Origin of the sequence: uncultured Citricoccus sp., assembly GCF_937871995.1 — a bacterium.
GTDB lineage: Bacteria > Actinomycetota > Actinomycetes > Actinomycetales > Micrococcaceae > Citricoccus.
Genome location: NZ_CALMQR010000072.1, coordinates 71,659 through 88,975 on the forward strand (window position 1 = coordinate 71,659; position 17,317 = coordinate 88,975).

Here is a 17,317-nt window from a genome sequence, read left to right on the forward strand (position 1 = left end):
CGGGCGGGCGCCGCGCCGTCACGGTGAAGCCCGCCGGTTGACCGCTCAGGCCGGGGCGCCGGCGGAGGACTCCTGGGACAGTTCCTGGGGATAGAGCTCCTCGAGCAGCCTCAGCCCGCGCTCGGCCCAGCCGATCTCCGTCTCGGCCCGGGCGACCAGCCCCTCGTAGGTGTAGCGCTTGAACGCCGCGGTGCGGTGGTGCTCCTCCGGCGGCACGGACCGCAGGCGGCGGGCCAGGGTCTCGGAGGTGCCGGCGTCGATCTCGTCGATCTGCTGCTGCCAGGCCGCCTGGATCTGCCGGGTGTGCTCGCGGTAGGCCTCCAGCTGGGCGCGGGCCCGCTGTGGATGGGCGTACTCGAAGTAGGCGGCCCGCAGGTGCATGGGGTCGCGGTCCCGCGCCCACTGGAGGTCGGAGTCCATCCACTCCCGGAAGGACTCCCGCCCCGCGTCCGTGATGGTGTAGGCGATCTTGCGGCCCTTGCGCCCGAACGGGACCTCCTCGGCCTCGAGCAGGCCGTCCTGGGTCATCCGTCGCAGCTCCGGGTAGATCTGGGAGTCCGGGGCGTGCCAGACGTTGCCCACCGAGGAGCCGAACCTCTTGGCGAGGTCGTAGCCGGTCATGGGCTCGACGACGAGCAGGGCCAGCAGTGCATTGCGCAGGGACATGGCGTGGGTCCTTCCCGCTGGGGCAGCCGGTCCGCTCCACTGTAACCGCCCGCCCGGGGAACGCCACTATGAGGATAGGTAAGAGTCGGGCCCGGCGGCGGCCCCCGGCCGGACGGGCGGCCCGTCCTGTCCCCGGGCTAGAGGGCCGCGTTGAGCACCGGTGCCAGCCGGCGCATGCCCTCGCGCAACACCTCCGGGGCCACGAAGGAGAAGGCGAGCCGGAAGTGCGGGTTCGGGCCGACGTCGGGCGTGAACGCCGCGCCGGGCACGAAGACGACGCCGGCCTCCGCGGCGGTGTGCATCAGCGGCAGCGTGTCGATGCCGTCCGGCATGCGGGCCCAGACGAAGAAGCCGCCACCGGGCCGGGCAAACATGATCCGCGGGTCCAGCGACTCCTCCATGGAGTCCACCAGGGCGTCGCACCGACGCGCGTACTCGACGGCGCAGCGGGCGACGTGGCCCTGCCAGTCGAAGCGGGTGAGGAAGGCCGTGGCGAGCATCTGGCTGGGCACCGAGGGGCAGATGTACGCCGACTCCGCGGAGAGGTAGAACTCGCGCAGCAGCGCCGGCGGCACCAGCGCCCAGCCGATGCGCACGCCGGGGGAGAAGATCTTGGAGGCGGTGCCGAGGTAGATGACCTGGTCCCGGTGCTCCGCCGCGATGGGCGGGACCGGGGCGTCCTCGAAGCCGAGCTGGCCGTAGGGGTTGTCCTCCACGATCAGCACGCCCTCCTCGCGGCAGATCCGCGCCACCTCGTCCCGCCGGGCCGCGGGCATGAGCGCACCGGAGGGATTGGCGTAGGAGGGGATCGTGTACAGGAAGGCCACCCGGCGCCCCTCGGCGCGCAGCCGCTGCAGGGTCTGGCGCAGGAAGGCGGGGATCAGCCCCTCCTCGTCCGTCGGGGTGGTGACGGCGTCCAGCTGCCAGGTGTTGAAGGTGTTCAGCGCGCCCACGAAGGTCGGGTCCTCCACCACGACGACGTCGCCCGGGTTCCCGAGCATCCGCGCCGCGGTGTCGATCCCGGCCTGGGAGCCGGGGGTCACGACGACGAGCTCCGGGTCCGCGCCCTCGATGCCGTCCGCGGCCATCACCGAGCAGGCGGCGTCCCGCAGCTCCGCGGTCCCCTGGCCCGCCCCGTACTGCAGGGAGAGGTGGCCCTGGCGGGAGACCAGCTCGTCGGCGACGCGTCCCAGCTCCTCCAGCGGGAGGTCGTCCAGCCACGGATTGCCGCCGGCCAGGGAGACCAGCCCGGGGGACATGGCCAGGTCGAACACGTCCCGCACGGCGGACTGGCGCACGCCGCGGGCGCGGTCTGAAAGGAACGCTGAAGGATCCATCACCGGGCCGATGCTAGCAACGCCACCGCACCGGTGAGAAGGGCCGGGCCGGTTCAGGAACCGGTGGCCCCCATGCCCTCGGTGACCTCGTCGGTCGGCTCCGCATCCGGGGCCGGGGTCGTGATCTCCTCGCCGAGTTCCAGGGGGGTGAGGCCGAACAGGTCCTCGATCAGCACCCCGTCCACGTAGACCTCCGCGTTCGGCACCCCGGCGGCCGCGGCGGCCGTCTGGTTGAGCTGGGCGCGGATGCGGTAGGACTCGCACTGGCTGCGGCTGACGAGGTCGCCGGTCAGTTCCAGCACCACGGTGTCCCCCTCGACGCGGTGGGACGCGTAGGCGAGGTCGTCCTCGGAGGGGTCGAGGGAGTTCGTGACGGCCGGGTCCCCGTGGCTGTACTGCTCATCGGTGAGCAGGAAGCCGATGGCCGAGGCCACGGGATCCTCCGTCTGCACCGGCACGGAGGTGACGCGGACCAGCAGGTCCTGGCAGGCGACGTCGCGACCGGTCGTGTTCGGCGGGAAGTCGCCGTTCAGCGCCACGAAGTACAGCGGCAGTTCCACGTACCCCTCGGCGGAGACGGTCGGCAGGGGGCCGTCACCACCGGCCGGCGACTCGGCGGGGTTGGGGAAGAGGTTGCAGCCGGCCAGGGCGACGGAGGCCGTCACGGCGCCCAGTGCGATCGCGACGGGGCGCAGGGGTCGGCACGCGCTCATGGAACTCCTGTGCTGCGGAAGGTCGCGGGCCGGGTGGTCAGGCGTCCGCGGGATGACCCGACCATCGTACTCCGGCGCGGGGCACGGCACGGGCAAGGAGGTGGCCGGGGCCCAAGAACGGGGTGGGCCCCGGCCGGTCTGGCGGCGATCCGGCCCTCGGAGGGGGGATGAGTAGACCGGCTTTCTCACCAGACTCTGTACCGCGGGCCGGTGGCCTGCGGAAACTTGGTTGAGAAATCAATCCTCTCATGCCGAGGCCCGCCGGCCAAGGTCTTCCGCCGGGTGGAGGGGGTCGTCCGCCCTCGGCGGAACCCACGGCGCGGGCGTGTCCCCGCCCCCTGCGCGGCCCCTTCCCGGGGCCTCTGCGGCGACCCCGCCCTGACCTGCGCGGACCCTCAGTCCTGGGACGCGTCGTCCGTTTCCCCGGCGTCGGCGGCGGCGTCCTGCCCTGCCTCGCCGGCGCGGGCCTCGGCGCGGCGGCGCACCCAGGACTGGACGTCGTCCGGATGGATCCGGCGGTGGGTGCCGCGGTAGGTGACGGGGATCTCGCCGCGATCGGCCAGCTGGCGCAGGTAGGTGTTCGAGACCCCGGCCAGCCGGGCCGCCTGCGAGGTGTTCAGCCAGCGGTCCTGCTGCGCCACGGAGACCTGGCCGCCCGCGGCGAGGCGGTCCAGCAGGTCCAGCACCGCCGCCGTCGCCGCCGGTCCGAGCCGCACCGTGGTGCCGTCGAGCACCACGGTCGCATCCGGGGTCGGGCCCGGGGCCGTGCCAGGCCCTGCGCCCTGCTCGGCGCCCCGGCCCGGATCCCGGTCCGGGCCCAGCCCGGGGATGCGCCGCAGGATCGCGAGCTCGTCCTCCGGCAGGGGGCCGTGGGTGGCGCTGCGGGACAGCATCGGGATCTCGTCGGCCATGGCCCGAAGCCTACCGGCGCCGTGAGGCAGAACACGGGTGAGTAACTTTCGGCGGCGGTAGGCTGGAGGCCATGCCCTTGCGTAACCGACGAGCTGCTGCCCTGCCCGCCAAGCTGAGCCGGTCCTGGCTGCTGGTCAATGCAGCCCGGCCGGAGGACTTCGCGCCCGGGCTGGCCTCGGAGGCGGACTCGGTCCTGTTCGACCTCGAGGCCGCCGTCCCGGACGAGAAGAAGGACGCCGCCCGGCAGTCCGTGGTAGACGCGCTCAACGGCGGCATGGACGCCTGGGTCAGGATCAACGGCATCAACACCCCCGACTGGCAGAAGGACCTCGAGGCGCTCTCGGGCGCCCCCGGGCTCCGCGGGGTCATGCTGGCCCTGGCCGAGGAGCCCGAGCAGGTCACCCTGACCGCCATGCGGATGCGGGCCGGCACCCCCGTGATCGCCCTGATCGAGACGGCCCTGGGCCTGGAGAACGCCACGGCGGTGGCCCGTGCCCCCGGCACCTTCCGGCTCGCCTTCGGCACCAACGACTTCCGCAAGGACACCGGCATCTCCGACGACCCGATGGCCATGGCCTACGCGCGGTCACGGCTGGTCATCGCCTCCCGCGTGGGCAAGCTGCCCGGCGCGATCGACGGCCCCCCGGCGGCGGCCGACGGCGAGGAGGCCGTGGTCGAGACCTCCAGGACCACTGCCTCGATGGGCATGACCGGCCGGCTCTGCCTCAACCGGGACCAGGTCGACTCCATCAACCGCGCCCTGTCCCCGTCCGAGGATGAGGTCTCCTGGGCCGTGGAGATGCTGCAGGCACACCAGGCCGGGGCCTCCGTGGGCGACGGCTCGTACCTGCCGCGACTGGCTCGCGCCCAGAAGATCGCCGACCTGGCCGACTCCTACGGCCTCTGGAACGCCTGACCGAGCACCCCCACCCGCTGCCCCGTCCTCGGCGGCAGACTCCACCCACACCCCCGTAAAGGAAACAGATGTCCAACACCACCGAGTCGTCCGCGGCCTCCTACACCTCCAACCCCGCCGACCCCACCCCCGGGGCCATCGAGGACTCCGGCCAGGGCTCGCCCCGCACCGGCACCGCCCGGGTCAAGCGCGGCCTGGCGGACATGCTCAAGGGCGGCGTGATCATGGACGTGGTCACCGCCGAGCAGGCCAAGATCGCCGAGGACGCCGGCGCCGTGGCCGTCATGGCCCTCGAGCGCGTCCCCGCGGACATCCGCGCCCAGGGCGGCGTGGCCCGCATGTCCGACCCGGACCTGATCGACCAGATCGTCGAGTCGGTCTCCATCCCCGTGATGGCCAAGGCCCGGATCGGCCACTTCGTGGAGGCCCAGGTCCTCGAGGCCCTGAAGGTCGACTACATCGACGAGTCCGAGGTGCTCTCCCCGGCGGACTACGTCAACCACATCGACAAGTGGGACTTCACCGTGCCGTTCGTCTGCGGCGCCACCAACCTCGGCGAGGCGCTGCGCCGGATCACCGAGGGCGCGGCCATGATCCGCTCCAAGGGCGAGGCCGGCACCGGTGACGTGTCCGAGGCGGTCAAGCACATCCGCACCATCCGCGGCGAGATCGCCAAGCTCTCCGCGCTGTCCAAGGACGAGCTGTACGTGGCGGCCAAGGAACTGCAGGCCCCGTACGAGCTGGTCGCCGAGGTCGCCCGCGAGGGCAAGCTGCCCGTGGTGCTGTTCACCGCCGGTGGCGTCGCCACCCCGGCCGACGCCGCCCTGATGATGCAGCTCGGTGCGGACGGCGTGTTCGTGGGCTCGGGCATCTTCAAGTCCGGCAACCCGGAGGCCCGGGCCGCGGCGATCGTGCGGGCCACGGCCCAGTTCAACGACGCCGCCGCGGTCGCCGACGCCTCCCGCGGCCTGGGCGAGGCGATGGTGGGCATCAACGTGGGCGACCTGCCCGCTCCCCACCGCCTGGCCGAACGCGGGTGGTGAGCGGCGCCGTCGGGCACCCCGTCCGACCCCTCGCTCCCACGGGGGCGGGGATGACCGGCTCATGACCCACGTCACCGGTGCATCCCGCCCCCAGGACGTCCCCGCGGGGCGGGCCCCCGCGATCGGGGTGTTCGCCCTGCAGGGGGACGTGCGTGAGCACGAGCGCGTGCTCACGGCCCTCGGCGCGCACACGTCCCCGGTGCGCGGTGCCGGGGACCTGGCGGGGCTCGACGGCCTGGTCATCCCCGGCGGGGAGTCCTCCGTGATGGACAAGCTCTCCCGCCTGCTGGGCCTGGCCCCGGCCGTGCGGGCCGCGATCGACGACGGCCTGCCGGTCTACGGGACCTGTGCCGGGATGATCATGCTCGCCGACCGGATCGCGAACCCGATCGCCGGCCAGCAGAGCCTGGGCGGGCTGGACATCACGGTGCAGCGCAACGCCTTCGGCTCCCAGGTGGACTCCTTCGAGGCCCGGCTCTCCGCCCCGGCGGTGTCCGCCGAGCCGGTGGACGCCGTGTTCATCCGGGCCCCCGCGGTGCTGCAGGCCGGGCCGGGCGTGGAGGTGCTGGCCTCCGTCCCGTCCGAACGGCTGGAGTCCGGGGTGGACTGCGGGCTGGTGACGGGATCGGTGCCGGTGGCCGTGCGGCAGGGCAACCTGCTGGCCACCAGCTTCCACCCGGAGGTCACCGGCGACTGGTCCTTCCACCGGTACTTCCTGGACCGGGTGGTCCGCCGGGAGCCGTGACCTCCGGGCGGGGAGCCGCCCGGGCGGAGTGGTCCGCCGGGCGCCCCGCCGGGGCGCTCGGTGATCCTGCGGCGGTCAGCCGGCGTGCGCCAGCGCCGCCGCGCCCTCCGCCGGTGCGGCGCCGTCGCCGGCCTCATCCTGCACCGTGTTGCGCAGCACGCCCAGGCCCGTGACCTCGACCTCCACGACGTCGCCGGCGTCCAGCAGGCCGTCCTCGCCCCAGAACAGCCCGACGCCGCCCGGGGTCCCGGTGACGATCACGTCTCCGGGGTGCAGGCGGGTGAAGCCGGTGACGTAGGCGATCAGCGTGGGGATGTCGAAGTAGAGGTCCGCCACGGAGGCGTGCTGCCGGACCTCGCCGTTGACCCGCGTCTCGAGCGTCAGCTCCCGCACGTCGCCCACGTCCGCCGCCGGGACCAGGTAGGGGCCGAAGCCGCCGGAGGCGGGGAAGTTCTTCCCCGGGATCCACTGACTGGCCGCCTTCTGCCAGTCGCGGACGGAGAAGTCGTTGTAGTTGGCGTAGCCGGCGACGTGGTCGAAGGCGTCCTCGGGGGCCACGTGCCAGGCCTCCTTGCCGATGACCAGGGCCATCTCGCCCTCGTAGTCGTACTTGCCGGTGGAGGCGGGCTTGATCGCGGGCTCCAGGTGGCCCATCTGGGTGTCGGCGAAACGGGTGAAGACGGTCGGCGCGGTCTGTCCCGTCTTGCCGGACTCCTCCTGGTGGGTGCGGTAGTTGACGCCGATGCAGATGATCTTCCCCGGCTGTGTCAGGCACGGCAGGTAGGAGATGTCCTGCTCGTCATGGGTGGGGGCGCAGGCCAGGTCGGCGGCCGACAGCGTCCCGAACAGGCCCCGGACCACGGCCTCGTGCAGGGAGGCGGCCAGGTTCGCCCCGCTGGGGCCGAGGTCGTGGACGGTGCCCTGTGCGGCAACGCCCCACGTGGCCGTGCCTTCAGGGGTCACGTAGCTGATGTAGTTCACAAGGGTCTCCCAACGAGTCGAGCCAGGGGCGCACCATCGGTCCGCCGGTCGCGGCGTCCTGCCGCGCGCATCCCGACACACGGTATCCATGGATCATGCACTCCGCAAGAAGAAAATATTCTTAAGTAAGAATTGCGAACAGGGTGGAAAAATGCCGTCCGTTGCGTCATGCTGGAGGTGTGACAGCCGTCTCAGCGGCTCGTGCGCCACACCGACCCCGTGCGTGACCGGGTGCCGGACCAGAGTCTAGGAAAGGACGACCCCCAGATGAGCACTTCCAAGCCGGCTCAGCACATGATCCTGACGACCTTCATGCTGCCTGCGGGATACCACAAGGACAGCTGGCGGATGGAGGGCAGCCGGGCGGAGGAACTGGGCAACCTGGACTTCGTCCTCGAGCTCACCCAGATGGCCGAGGCGGCCAAGCTGGACGCCATCTTCTTCGGGGACGTGGTGCACGCCAACACGCTGCTGCGCGGGGACATCAAGATGAACGGCTTCTACGAGCCGGTCTCCGTGCTCTCGGCCCTGGCCGCCCGCACGCAGCACATCGGCCTGGTGGGCACCATCTCCACCTCGTTCGCCGAGCCGTACAACGTGGCCCGCCAGTTGTGCGGTCTCGACCACATGTCCAACGGCCGCGCCGGCTGGAACATCGTGACCTCCTCCGACGGCTTCCAGAACTTCGGGATGGAGGCGGCGCCGGACCCCGCCACCCGCTACCGCCGTGCCACGGAGTTCGTGGACGTGGTGCGCCGGCTCTGGGACTCGTGGGACGAGGGGGCCGTGATCGTGGACCGCGAGTCGGGGGAGTACCTCGAGCGCACGCGGCTGCATCCCCTCGACCACGAGGGCGAGTTCTTCCGCGTGCAGGGCCCGCTGAACATGCCGACCAGCCCGCAGCGGCACCCGGTGCTCGCGCAGGCGGGCTCCTCGGGCCCGGGGATGGAACTCGGTTCCTCGATCGGGGACATGATCTACACGGCCCAGCCCAACAAGCAGCCCTCGATCGAGTTCTACGCGAAGTTCAAGCAGCTGGCCAAGGGCAAGGGCCGCAATCCGGACCACGTGAAGATCATCCCCGGCATCCTGCCGATCCTGGGGGACACGCAGGCCCAGGCGCAGGAACTGGCCGACGAGCTGGGCCGCCACGTGCACCTGGAGAACGGGCGCGCGCAGGTCGGTGCGGACCTGCGGATGGACCTGTCGGAACTGGACTATGACGAGCGCATCCCGGTGGAGTGGTTCCGCGACGACGAGTCCCTGGGCAGCCGCTACCAGATCTACCGGATGAAGTCCGTGGAGATGGGGATGACCCTGCGCGAGCTGATCGTGGACCTGGCGCGCTCCACGGGCCACCAGTGGATGGCCGGCACGCCCTCGCAGGTGGCCGACCGCATGGTCGACTGGTTCGAGTCCAAGGCCTGTGACGGCTTCAACCTGAACTCGCCCTTCAACCCCGGCGGCTTCCAGCTGATCTGCGACAAGCTCGTCCCTGAATTGCAGGAGCGGGGTTACTTCCGTACCGAGTACGAGGGTGCCACGTTCCGCGAGAACCTGGGGCTGCCCGAGGTCTCCACCTCGCTGCTGCCGGCCTGAGGCCCGCACCCCCACCCCGGCCCGGGACCGCGGTCCCGGGCCCCCTGAACTGCAGGACGCGCGGCGGGCGACCCGCACCAGTTGCCGTAAGAGAGGTATGGAGATGACTGAACTGACCGTGGCCCGCGGGCCCGAGGTCGAGGACCGCCAGGAGGAGTTCCTGCGCCGTGCCGAGGAGATCGTCGGTGCCGAGCACGTGATCCGTCCCGGCGCCGAGGACGGCTACCGGGACCCGTACCCGCTGGTCCCCGGCCGCTCCACCTGGCCCGGCGTGCGTCCGGCGGACACCGGGCAGGTGCAGGCGCTCGTGCGGCTGGCCGCCGAGACCGGTACGGCGCTGTGGACGTTCTCCCGCGGGAAGAACCTGGGCTACGGCGGGCCGGAGCCGCGCGGGGAGCGCATGGTCGCCCTCGACCTGGGCCGGATGAACCGCATCATCGAGGTCGACGACCGGCTCTGCTATGCCGTGGTCGAGCCCGGGGTCACCTTCTTCGACCTGTACGAGTACGTCCAGGAGCGCGGGTTGAAGGTCTGGCTCTCCGTGCCCGCGCTGGGCTGGGGCTCGGTCCTCGGCAACGCGCTGGACCGCGGGTACGGCATGACGCCGCTCGGCGACCACTCCAAGCAGATCTGCGGCATGGAGGTCGTCCTGCCGGACGGTGAGCTGCTGCGGACCGGTATGGGTGCCATGGAGGGGACCGGCCTCGGCCCGATCTTCCAGGGCGGCTTCGGGCCCACGCTGGACGGGCTGTTCACCCAGTCCAACCTCGGCGTCGTGACCCGGATCGGCCTGTGGCTGATGCCCTGGCCGGAGGTCTACGTCAACGGTGAGGTCACCGTGGAGCGCGAGGAGGACATGCCGGTGCTGATCGACATCCTCACCCAGCTGCGCCGTGAGGAGGTCATCCAGAACAACGCCCTGTGCGGCAACGTGGTCCGTGCCGTGACCATGAACGGCCCCCGGTCCCGCTGGTACGAGGGGGAGGGCTCCATCCCGCCGGAGCGGTTGGAGGAGATCCGCCAGGAGCTGGGCATCGGCCAGTGGAACGCGAAGTTCGGCATCTACGGCGACAAGGGCCTGGCGGAGCGCCGGCTCGAGATCATCCGGGAGCGGTTCGCCGGGCTCGAGGGCTTCACCGTCACGGCCCGGCTGTACGAGGGCGCCGAGGGCGCTCGGGTGGCCTACCAGGACATCGCCGAGAAGGACCGCACCCAGATGGCGGGGGTGCCCACGCTCAAGCCCCTGGGGACGATCAACTACCTCGCGGAGAACGGCGGGCACATCGACGCCGCGCCGATCCTGCCCGCCCGCGGCGAGGAGGTGTGGGACTTCTACCAGGAGGTCAAGGAGCTCTACACCGAGTACGGGTTCGACCTGTACATCGGCTACCACCTCTACCCGCGCCACATGGTGCACGTGACCATGATCTACTTCGAGAACGGCAACGAGGAGATGCTCGGCCGCGCGCGTGCACTGTACGAACGCCTGCTCGACGCCGCACGCCGGCGGGGATACGCCCCGTACCGCAGCCACGTGGACTACATGGACCGCATCGCCGACGGGTTCGACTACAACGACCACGCCGTGCGCCGGTTCCAGGAGCGGCTGAAGGACGCGGTCGACCCGGCGGGTATCCTGGCCCCGGGCAAGCAGGGCGTCTGGCCGGCCCGCTACCGGGCCGAGGGCTAGTCCCGGGAGCAGGCGGCCGGCGCGTCGAGCCGGAACGCAGGGGCCGGGAGCACGGACTCCCGGCCCCTGCCGTCCCCGCCGTCCCCTGGTGCGGTCCGGGCGGGTAGTGCAGTCCGGGCGGGCGGGCCGGTCAGGTCCGGCCGGGCGGGGATCGTCGTGGGGGCCGCGCGTGCCCGTCCTGCCGGCGGCTCAGGCCGAGGCCGCGGGCAGGCCCACTTCCACGCCGAGCTGGGTGATCGCCTCGATGGTGCCGCGGTAGTGCTCCGCCAGCAGGCTGCAGGTAGTCTCCGCGTCCCGGGCGAGGGCGGCGTCCAGGATCGCCTGGTGCTCGGCCGAGAGGTCGCGGCCGGACCAGTTGGTCGCACTCGTGGCCCAGCGGTTGTAGAGCTGCTGCAGGTCGGACAGCGTGTTGGTCAGGTCGATCAGGACCGGCACGCCGCAGGCGGCCAGCAACTGGGCGTGGAAGGCCTGATGGGCCGCGGCCCATTCCGCGGTCGGGCGGTTGTCCTCGTCGCGGCTCGGGGTCTTCTCCATCCGGTGGTGGGCGGCCATCAGCTCGCCCTCCCAGCCCAGGTCGCCCCGGTCGATCGCCAGCGTGGCGGCGAACTGTTCGTTGACCACGCGCAGCTCCGTGAGGTCCCGCAGCTCGTCCAGGGACAGCGTCGGCACGAAGAAGCCGCGATTGGGCCGCAGGACCACGAGGCGGTCCCCGGCCAGGCGCGTCAGGGCCTCCCGGACCACGGTCGATGAGGTGTTGAACTGCTCCGAGAGCTGGTTGAGCTGGAGCCGGCCCCCGGGGGCCCACTGCCCCTTGAGGATGTTCGTGCGCAGTTCGTCCCGGATGTGCTTGGACAGGGTCTCTGCGTCGGTTCGCTTGGCCATGGACCCAGTCTAGGCGGGAACTCTGCATATGGGACAGCAGAAAATATGCTGGCGCGCCCGTGTGGAGAATGCATTCTCACAAATCCGAGGCACACGGCTCGCTTGGAAGTATTGCCTAGCTCACATCGAACTCGTACACTCATGCCTAGAGAAAATATTATCTGGTGCAAAATGCACTACAGAGGGACGGGAGACGAGATGACCGCGAGGACTGGAGCCCAGTACAAGGCAGGCCTGGACGACGGGCGCGAGGTGTGGCTGGGGGATGAGCAGGTCGACATCACCACCCACCCGGCCATGGCGCGTTCCGTCGAGGGGATGGCGGGGTACTTCGACTACCAGCACGCCCACGCCGACGAGGTCCTCATGCCGGCCCCCCACGGTGGGCAGATGAACGTCTCGCACCTGCTGCCGCGCAGCGCCCAGGACATCGACCGCCGGCACGCGGCGTTCGACCGCCTCGCCCGCTACTCCGTGGGCATGCTCGGCCGTACGCCGGACTACGTCAACGTGGTGCTGGCCGGTCATGTCGCCCGGCGGGACATCTTCGAGCAGTACGGCGACCCCGTGTTCCACGACCGCCTGGCGGCCTACCAACGCGAGGTGATCGACGGCGACCTCGCCCTGACCCACACCATCGTGCACGCGGCCATCGACAAGTCCGTCGGGGAGTTCGAGGGCGTCAACGAGGACCTGACCCTGCGGGTCGTGGACCGGACCGACGCCGGCGTGGTCGTCCGCGGGGCCAAGATGCTCGCCACCCTGGGCCCGATCGCCGATGAGCTCTACGTCTACCCCGCCACGCCGATCCGTCCGGGCCACGAGGAGTACGCCATCTCCTTCGCCATCCCGGTGAACACCCCGGGCGTGGTCTCCGTGTGCCGCGACCCGTACGCCGTGGACATGGACGTGGTGGACCGTCCGTTCTCCGCCCGCTTCGACGAGCAGGACGCCGTGGTGATCTTCGAGGACGTCCTGGTGCCCTGGCACCGGGTGTTCATCGACGGCAACCTGGACGTCTACAACCGGATCAACGCGGGCACGGCGACGGGCAACACCCAGCAGCAGACCGCCATCCGGGCCTGCGTGAAGCTGGAGTTCGCGTACGACCTGTGCGTGCAGATGGCCAAGGCCACCGGGACGGACACGAAGCCGGACACCGCCGCGATGCTGGGCGAGATCTACTCCTACCTGCGCATCGCCCGGGCCGTGGTCCACTCGGCCGAGGTGAACTCCTCGGACTGGGGCGGAGGCGCCTGGTTCTGCCACGACGACATCTCCTCGCTGCGCACCATGATGCCGCTGTGGATGGCCCGGGTGAACGACATCATCAAGACCCTGGGCTCGCACAACCTGCTGGCCACGCCCACGGCGGCCGCCTTCGACCACCCCCGGCTGGGCCCCCTCGTGGAACGCTACCTGCCCGGCGCCCAGGGCATCACCGCCCGGGAGCGCGCCCGGATCTTCCGCACCGCGTGGGACTTCGCCGGGTCGGCACTGGGCTCGCGCAACGAGCTCTACGAGCGGTTCTACCTCGGTTCCGTCGGGCGCGCCCGCGGGCTCGACCACCGCAAGGCGCAGGGCAAGGGCGAGACCGGCGCGTACCGCGCGCTGTTCGAGGAGGCCGGCATCCCGGCCGCCGACCAGGCCACCCGACCCGTCGCCGTCGCCCACTGAGCCACGCCGGACCGGCCGGGTGACGCCCGGTGTCACCCGCCACGAGAGGAATGAGGAAACAGACATGTCCTGGGGACTGATCAGCGAGATGGGCCACGTGGGGATCCAGACGACGGATCTCGACGCCTCCATCTGGGACGCGACCCAATTGCTCGGACTGCGCGTGACCGAGCAGTCCGGGGACGCCGCCTACCTGGCGGCGGGCGACGTCCACCACGAGCTCATCTACCGGGCGTCGGACGTCAACGGCGTGGACTCCCTCGGGCTGGTCGCCCGGGACGGCGACGCCCTGCGGACCATCCGCCGCCGCGTCGAGGACGAGAACCTGGAGGTCCTCGTCGAGTCGACCCGCACGGCCGGGGTCGAGGACGGGTTCAGCTTCGTCGGCCCGGAGGGCTGGGTCTTCGAGATCACGATCGGGCGCCAGCCGGACGTGGCCCCGCTGAAGGGCTTCGGCCCTGACCGCTACGGCCACCTCAACTTCCACCCGCGCGACACGCGCTCCATGATGGAGTTCCTGCAGCGTGTCCTGGACTTCCGGCTCTCCGACGTGATCGGTGACGACTACGCCTACTTCATGCGGTGCAACCCGGACCACCACGGCATCGCGCTGCTGCCCGGCAAGGGCACCTTCCACCATCACGCGTGGCAGACCCAGTCGGTGGCGGACCTGGCCAAGCTGGGTGACCGGCTGAACAAGGTCGGCCGGGACCTGATCTGGGGCCCCGTCCGCCATGGCGCGGGTCACAACATCGCGGCCTATTATGTAGAGCACTCCGGCGCCGTCGTGGAGTTGTACACGGACCTGGAGCAGATCTACGACGACGGCCGGGAGCCGGTCATCTGGGGCGCCGAGGACAACTGGTGGAACATGTGGAGCGAGTACCGTCCCCTGGACTTCCGCGACTTCGGCATCCCTCCGGTCGTCCGCCGCCTGACGTCGGCCTGACCCACGTCCTCACGCGCGCCCCGTCCCGGGCGCGATCCCCTCGTAGCCTGACGAGGCCGCTGCCCGGACCCCCGGGCGGCGGCCGCCACCCCCGTGCCGAACCGGCGCCCGGAAGTTGGACATCATGCACCAGACCCCGAAGACCCCTGCCGGCGCCCAGCCGCCGGCGCCGAATGACACCCTGAACACCAAGGACCTGCGCCGCGTGCTCGGGTCGAGCATGCTCGGTTCGATCATCGAGTACTACGACTTCATCCTGTACGCGACGGCGGCCTCGATCGTCTTCGACAAGGTGTTCTTCTCCGACCTGGACCCGGCGCTGGCGCTCTTCGCCTCGTTCGGCACCCTGGCAGCCGGGTACCTGGCCCGTCCCCTGGGCGGCGTGGTGTTCGGCCACTTCGGGGACCGGGTGGGCCGGAAGCAGATGCTCGTCGTGTCGATGATGATGATGGGCATCGCCACGATCGCCATCGGCCTGCTGCCGACCCCGGAGGTCCTGGGCTGGCTGTCCCCGGTGGTCCTGGTGCTGCTGCGCATGGTGCAGGGCATCTCCGTCGGCGGCGAGTGGGGTGGTGCCACGCTGATGGCCCTGGAGCACGCCCCGGCCTCCCGGCGAGGGTTCGCGGCGGCATTCGCCAACGCCGGCGGCCCCGCCGGCGGCCTGCTGGCCACCCTGGTGGTGTCCGCGACGTCGGCGCTGACCGGTGACGCCTTCCTCGAGTGGGGCTGGCGCGTGCCCTTCCTGCTCAGTGCCGTGCTGATCCTCATCGGCATGGTGGTCCGCCTCAAGGTCGCCGAGTCCCCGGTCTTCGAGAAGCTCGCCTCCGAGGCGGAACAGCTCGAGGAGACGCGGAAGACCCCGCTGGCCGAGATCGTCACCCGCCACTCCAGGACCGTGGCCCTGACCCTGGTCGCCAGCCTCGGCTTCTACGCCTGCCAGGGCATCCTCACCTCCTGGGGCGTGGCCCAGGCGGTCAACGACGGCATCAGCCGCGAGTGGGTCCTGAACTGGAAGGGCGCCGCCGCGGTGGTCACCGTGGCCGTCTCCTTCATGGCGGCCCGGATGAGTGACCGGATCGGTCGCCGGACCGTCCTGACCGTCGGCGCCGTGGCCGGGGTCGTGCTGGCGTGGCCCATCCTGGTGATGCTCACCAGTGGCGACCCGTGGCTGTTCGTCGTCGCGATCCTCATCGGCAACGGCCTGGTCCAGGGCATCCTGGCCGGCCCGATCGGGGCGTTCATCTCCGAGCTGTTCCCGCCCCGGGTGCGGTACACCGGCGCCTCGCTGTCCTACCAGCTGGCCTCCACCCTGGGCGCCGGCTTCACCCCGATGATCGTCACGGGCCTGATGATCGCCGGCGGGCTGCCCCTGGTGGGTGTCTTCTGGATCGCCGTGCTCGTGGCCGGCCTGGTCTGCATCCGCGTGGTGCCCGAGGGGGCGGAGGGGATGCAGAACACCCACGTGGAGCGTGCCCGCTTCAAGGTGACCAAGCGCATCGCCACCCGGAACACGCCCCGCCAGACCGTGGACGCCGGTCACGGGCCGAAGGCGGACGCCTGAGATGGCGGCCGGTGCGGGCGAGGCCGGGGGCCTCGCCACGGCGGAACGGACCCTGACGGACCGACTGGTCCGGCACGCCCACCGGGTGCGGTACGAGGACTTCGACGACACCGTCCTGCGGCGGGCCCGCCATCGCCTGCTGGACGGGCTGGGGAACATCGTCGCCGGTCACCGGGCCCCCGGCATGCAGGAGCTGGTGGACGGTGTCGCCGCCTGGGGCGGCCGGCCGGACTCGACCGTCCTCGGCGACGGCCGCCGCCTTCCGGCCCACCACGCGGCGATGCTCAACGCGGCACTGATGCGCTCCTTCGACTTCGAACCGGTGGGTGCCGAGGGGCCGGGCCGGCGGCAGGTCGCCGCGCACATCACCGGCACCACGGTGCCGGTCGCCCTGGCGCTCGGTGAGCGGCAGGGCTCCACGGGCCGGGAGGTCCTCACCGCACTGCTCGTGGGGGAGGACATCGCGGCCCGGCTGGCCTTCGGCTCGGGATTCGACGTCTACTCCGGGCAGGACAACACCGGCACCGTCAACGGGGTGGGGGCGACCGTCGTCGCCTGCCTGCTGATGGGCCTCGACGAGGAGCGCACCCGGCACGCCCTCGGCCTCGCCGTGAACCAGCTGGCCGGGACCGTCGCCAGCATCTTCGACCACGCCAGCGCCTTCAAGCTGCCCATGGCCTTCGCGGCCCGCAACGCGATCACCGCGGCGGAGATGGCGGCGGCCGGGGTGACCGGCCCCGAGGACCCGATCGGCGGGCGTTTCGGCTTCCTGCAGACCTATTGCGCGGACCCCGACCCGGAGGTGATGCTCGAGCGGCTGGGGGAGGCGTTCTATGCCGACGCGGTGATCAAGCCGTGGTCCTGCTGCCGGGCGGCCCAGCCGTCCCTGGACGCCTGCACCCGGTTGCTGCGGGACGCACGCGTGAGCGCCGAGCGGATCGAGCGCGTGGTCGTCCACGTCACCCCCCGCACGGCGGCGGGCTTCGTGGGGCAGAGGTTCGAGGCGGGGGACTGTCCCGAGGTGTCCGCCGCCTTCAGCATCCACTACACGGCGGCCGCGGCGCTCGCCTTCGGCACCGTCCGGCCCGAGCACCTGGCCCCGGAGGCGATGGCTGATCCTCGCGTCCAGCGGCTCCTGGACCGCATCGAGATCCGGGGGACCCTCGACGACGGTGAGGTCCTCACCGCGGAGGTGGAGGTCCGGTTGTCCGACGGCACCGTGCACCGCGAGCGCGTGGACTCCCCGCTCGGGGACGTCCACCATGCGCCCCTGGACCACGGGCAGATCCTGGAGAAGTACCGCCTCAACGCCGCCTTCTCGGGGCGGCTCGACGCCGCTCGGGCCGAGCAGGCCGCCGCCGCGGTGGCCTCGTTCCAGGACCTGCCCGACGTCGGCCGGCTGACCGGGTTGTTCGGCGCCGGGAACGCCTGAGCCGACGCGCGGGGACGCGCGCGGACATACCGAGACACACCGAGGACCTGTCGGCGGCGCGATCCGCACCCCGTCTCCCCGCGTCTCCCGTGCCTCCTCACACGAAGGAAGGGCGGGGCCGTCCGGCCCCGCCCTTCCTTCGTGTGACGCTCCTGGTGGTGTGACGTTCCTGTGGTCCCGACCGGCCCGGTCCTGGGCCACGGTCGCCCTCCGG

At 71.4% G+C, this 17,317-nt stretch carries 15 protein-coding genes; 9 read left to right on the forward strand and 6 right to left on the reverse strand.

Going from position 1 to position 17,317, the window contains the following annotated elements:
* Positions 1–45 precede the first annotated feature (45 nt).
* From Q0283_RS08390 to Q0283_RS08405, 4 genes are all read right to left on the reverse strand, one after another.
* Positions 46–666, reverse strand: a complete 621-nt coding sequence (locus Q0283_RS08390; protein ID WP_183529037.1) for a PadR family transcriptional regulator — start codon at positions 664–666, stop codon at positions 46–48.
* Between the two features lie 137 nt (positions 667–803).
* Complete coding sequence (locus Q0283_RS08395; RefSeq protein WP_183529034.1) at positions 804–2,003, reverse strand: PLP-dependent aminotransferase family protein; 1,200 nt, start codon at positions 2,001–2,003, stop codon at positions 804–806.
* A 53-nt stretch (positions 2,004–2,056) separates the two neighbouring features.
* Entirely contained in the window at positions 2,057–2,716 is a 660-nt protein-coding gene (locus Q0283_RS08400; protein WP_183529032.1) for a hypothetical protein, read from the reverse strand.
* Positions 2,717–3,111: 395 nt separating this feature from the next.
* On the reverse strand, positions 3,112–3,627 hold the full coding sequence (locus Q0283_RS08405; protein WP_298044188.1) for a helix-turn-helix domain-containing protein: 516 nt from the start codon (positions 3,625–3,627) through the stop codon (positions 3,112–3,114).
* Positions 3,628–3,698: 71 nt separating this feature from the next.
* Between Q0283_RS08405 and Q0283_RS08410 the strand changes: the two genes are divergently transcribed.
* From Q0283_RS08410 to pdxT, 3 genes are all read left to right on the forward strand, one after another.
* A complete protein-coding gene (locus Q0283_RS08410; protein WP_183529030.1) occupies positions 3,699–4,544 on the forward strand; it encodes a CoA ester lyase in 846 nt (281 codons plus the stop codon).
* Positions 4,545–4,612: 68 nt separating this feature from the next.
* Positions 4,613–5,587, forward strand: a complete 975-nt coding sequence (gene pdxS / locus Q0283_RS08415) for a pyridoxal 5'-phosphate synthase lyase subunit PdxS (RefSeq protein ID WP_010143810.1) — start codon at positions 4,613–4,615, stop codon at positions 5,585–5,587.
* A gap of 61 nt (positions 5,588–5,648) precedes the next feature.
* Complete coding sequence (gene pdxT / locus Q0283_RS08420) at positions 5,649–6,332, forward strand: pyridoxal 5'-phosphate synthase glutaminase subunit PdxT (RefSeq protein ID WP_183529028.1); 684 nt, start codon at positions 5,649–5,651, stop codon at positions 6,330–6,332.
* Between the two features lie 75 nt (positions 6,333–6,407).
* On the opposite strand, the gene Q0283_RS08425 is transcribed toward pdxT, so the two are convergent.
* Complete coding sequence (locus Q0283_RS08425; protein ID WP_183529026.1) at positions 6,408–7,313, reverse strand: fumarylacetoacetate hydrolase family protein; 906 nt, start codon at positions 7,311–7,313, stop codon at positions 6,408–6,410.
* A 267-nt stretch (positions 7,314–7,580) separates the two neighbouring features.
* On the opposite strand from Q0283_RS08425, the gene Q0283_RS08430 reads away from it, so the two are divergent.
* Both Q0283_RS08430 and Q0283_RS08435 read left to right on the forward strand, forming a co-directional pair.
* Positions 7,581–8,912 carry an LLM class flavin-dependent oxidoreductase gene (locus tag Q0283_RS08430; protein ID WP_183529024.1) on the forward strand — a complete coding sequence of 444 codons (1,332 nt, stop codon included), beginning with the start codon at positions 7,581–7,583 and terminating at the stop codon, positions 8,910–8,912.
* Between the two features lie 103 nt (positions 8,913–9,015).
* Entirely contained in the window at positions 9,016–10,602 is a 1,587-nt protein-coding gene (locus Q0283_RS08435) for an FAD-binding oxidoreductase (RefSeq protein ID WP_183529022.1), read from the forward strand.
* 189 nt (positions 10,603–10,791) lie between these two features.
* Here the strand turns inward: Q0283_RS08435 and Q0283_RS08440 are convergent, their stop codons facing one another.
* The gene (locus tag Q0283_RS08440; RefSeq protein WP_183529020.1) at positions 10,792–11,484 is read right to left on the reverse strand and encodes a GntR family transcriptional regulator; all 693 of its coding nucleotides are present in this window, start codon (positions 11,482–11,484) and stop codon (positions 10,792–10,794) included.
* A gap of 198 nt (positions 11,485–11,682) precedes the next feature.
* Between Q0283_RS08440 and Q0283_RS08445 the strand changes: the two genes are divergently transcribed.
* The 4 genes from Q0283_RS08445 (at position 11,683) to Q0283_RS08460 (ending at position 17,103) form a co-directional block, all read left to right on the forward strand.
* Complete coding sequence (locus Q0283_RS08445; RefSeq protein ID WP_183529018.1) at positions 11,683–13,161, forward strand: 4-hydroxyphenylacetate 3-hydroxylase N-terminal domain-containing protein; 1,479 nt, start codon at positions 11,683–11,685, stop codon at positions 13,159–13,161.
* Positions 13,162–13,225: 64 nt separating this feature from the next.
* Positions 13,226–14,110: a VOC family protein gene (locus Q0283_RS08450; protein WP_183529016.1), complete on the forward strand. Its 885-nt coding sequence runs from the start codon at positions 13,226–13,228 to the stop codon at positions 14,108–14,110.
* A gap of 124 nt (positions 14,111–14,234) precedes the next feature.
* On the forward strand, positions 14,235–15,671 hold the full coding sequence (locus tag Q0283_RS08455) for an MFS transporter (RefSeq protein ID WP_183529014.1): 1,437 nt from the start codon (positions 14,235–14,237) through the stop codon (positions 15,669–15,671).
* Position 15,672: 1 nt separating this feature from the next.
* Positions 15,673–17,103: an MmgE/PrpD family protein gene (locus Q0283_RS08460; RefSeq protein ID WP_298044189.1), complete on the forward strand. Its 1,431-nt coding sequence runs from the start codon at positions 15,673–15,675 to the stop codon at positions 17,101–17,103.
* Positions 17,104–17,317 lie beyond the last annotated feature (214 nt).

Excerpts from the sequence above, each read along its gene's own strand:
- Q0283_RS08450 (WP_183529016.1), top strand. The coding sequence starts at position 13,226 with ATGTCCTGGGGACTGATCAGCGAGATGGGCCACGTGGGGATCCAGACG.
- Q0283_RS08435 (WP_183529022.1), top strand. The coding sequence starts at position 9,016 with ATGACTGAACTGACCGTGGCCCGCGGGCCCGAGGTCGAGGACCGCCAG.
- pdxT (WP_183529028.1), top strand. The coding sequence starts at position 5,649 with ATGACCCACGTCACCGGTGCATCCCGCCCCCAGGACGTCCCCGCGGGG.
- Q0283_RS08400 (WP_183529032.1), bottom strand. The coding sequence starts at position 2,716 with ATGAGCGCGTGCCGACCCCTGCGCCCCGTCGCGATCGCACTGGGCGCC.
- Q0283_RS08455 (WP_183529014.1), top strand. The coding sequence starts at position 14,235 with ATGCACCAGACCCCGAAGACCCCTGCCGGCGCCCAGCCGCCGGCGCCG.
- Q0283_RS08445 (WP_183529018.1), top strand. The coding sequence starts at position 11,683 with ATGACCGCGAGGACTGGAGCCCAGTACAAGGCAGGCCTGGACGACGGG.
- Q0283_RS08430 (WP_183529024.1), top strand. The coding sequence starts at position 7,581 with ATGAGCACTTCCAAGCCGGCTCAGCACATGATCCTGACGACCTTCATG.
- Q0283_RS08395 (WP_183529034.1), bottom strand. The coding sequence starts at position 2,003 with ATGGATCCTTCAGCGTTCCTTTCAGACCGCGCCCGCGGCGTGCGCCAG.
- Q0283_RS08410 (WP_183529030.1), top strand. The coding sequence starts at position 3,699 with ATGCCCTTGCGTAACCGACGAGCTGCTGCCCTGCCCGCCAAGCTGAGC.
- Q0283_RS08390 (WP_183529037.1), bottom strand. The coding sequence starts at position 666 with ATGTCCCTGCGCAATGCACTGCTGGCCCTGCTCGTCGTCGAGCCCATG.
- pdxS (WP_010143810.1), top strand. The coding sequence starts at position 4,613 with ATGTCCAACACCACCGAGTCGTCCGCGGCCTCCTACACCTCCAACCCC.
- Q0283_RS08405 (WP_298044188.1), bottom strand. The coding sequence starts at position 3,627 with ATGGCCGACGAGATCCCGATGCTGTCCCGCAGCGCCACCCACGGCCCC.
- Q0283_RS08440 (WP_183529020.1), bottom strand. The coding sequence starts at position 11,484 with ATGGCCAAGCGAACCGACGCAGAGACCCTGTCCAAGCACATCCGGGAC.
- Q0283_RS08460 (WP_298044189.1), top strand. The coding sequence starts at position 15,673 with ATGGCGGCCGGTGCGGGCGAGGCCGGGGGCCTCGCCACGGCGGAACGG.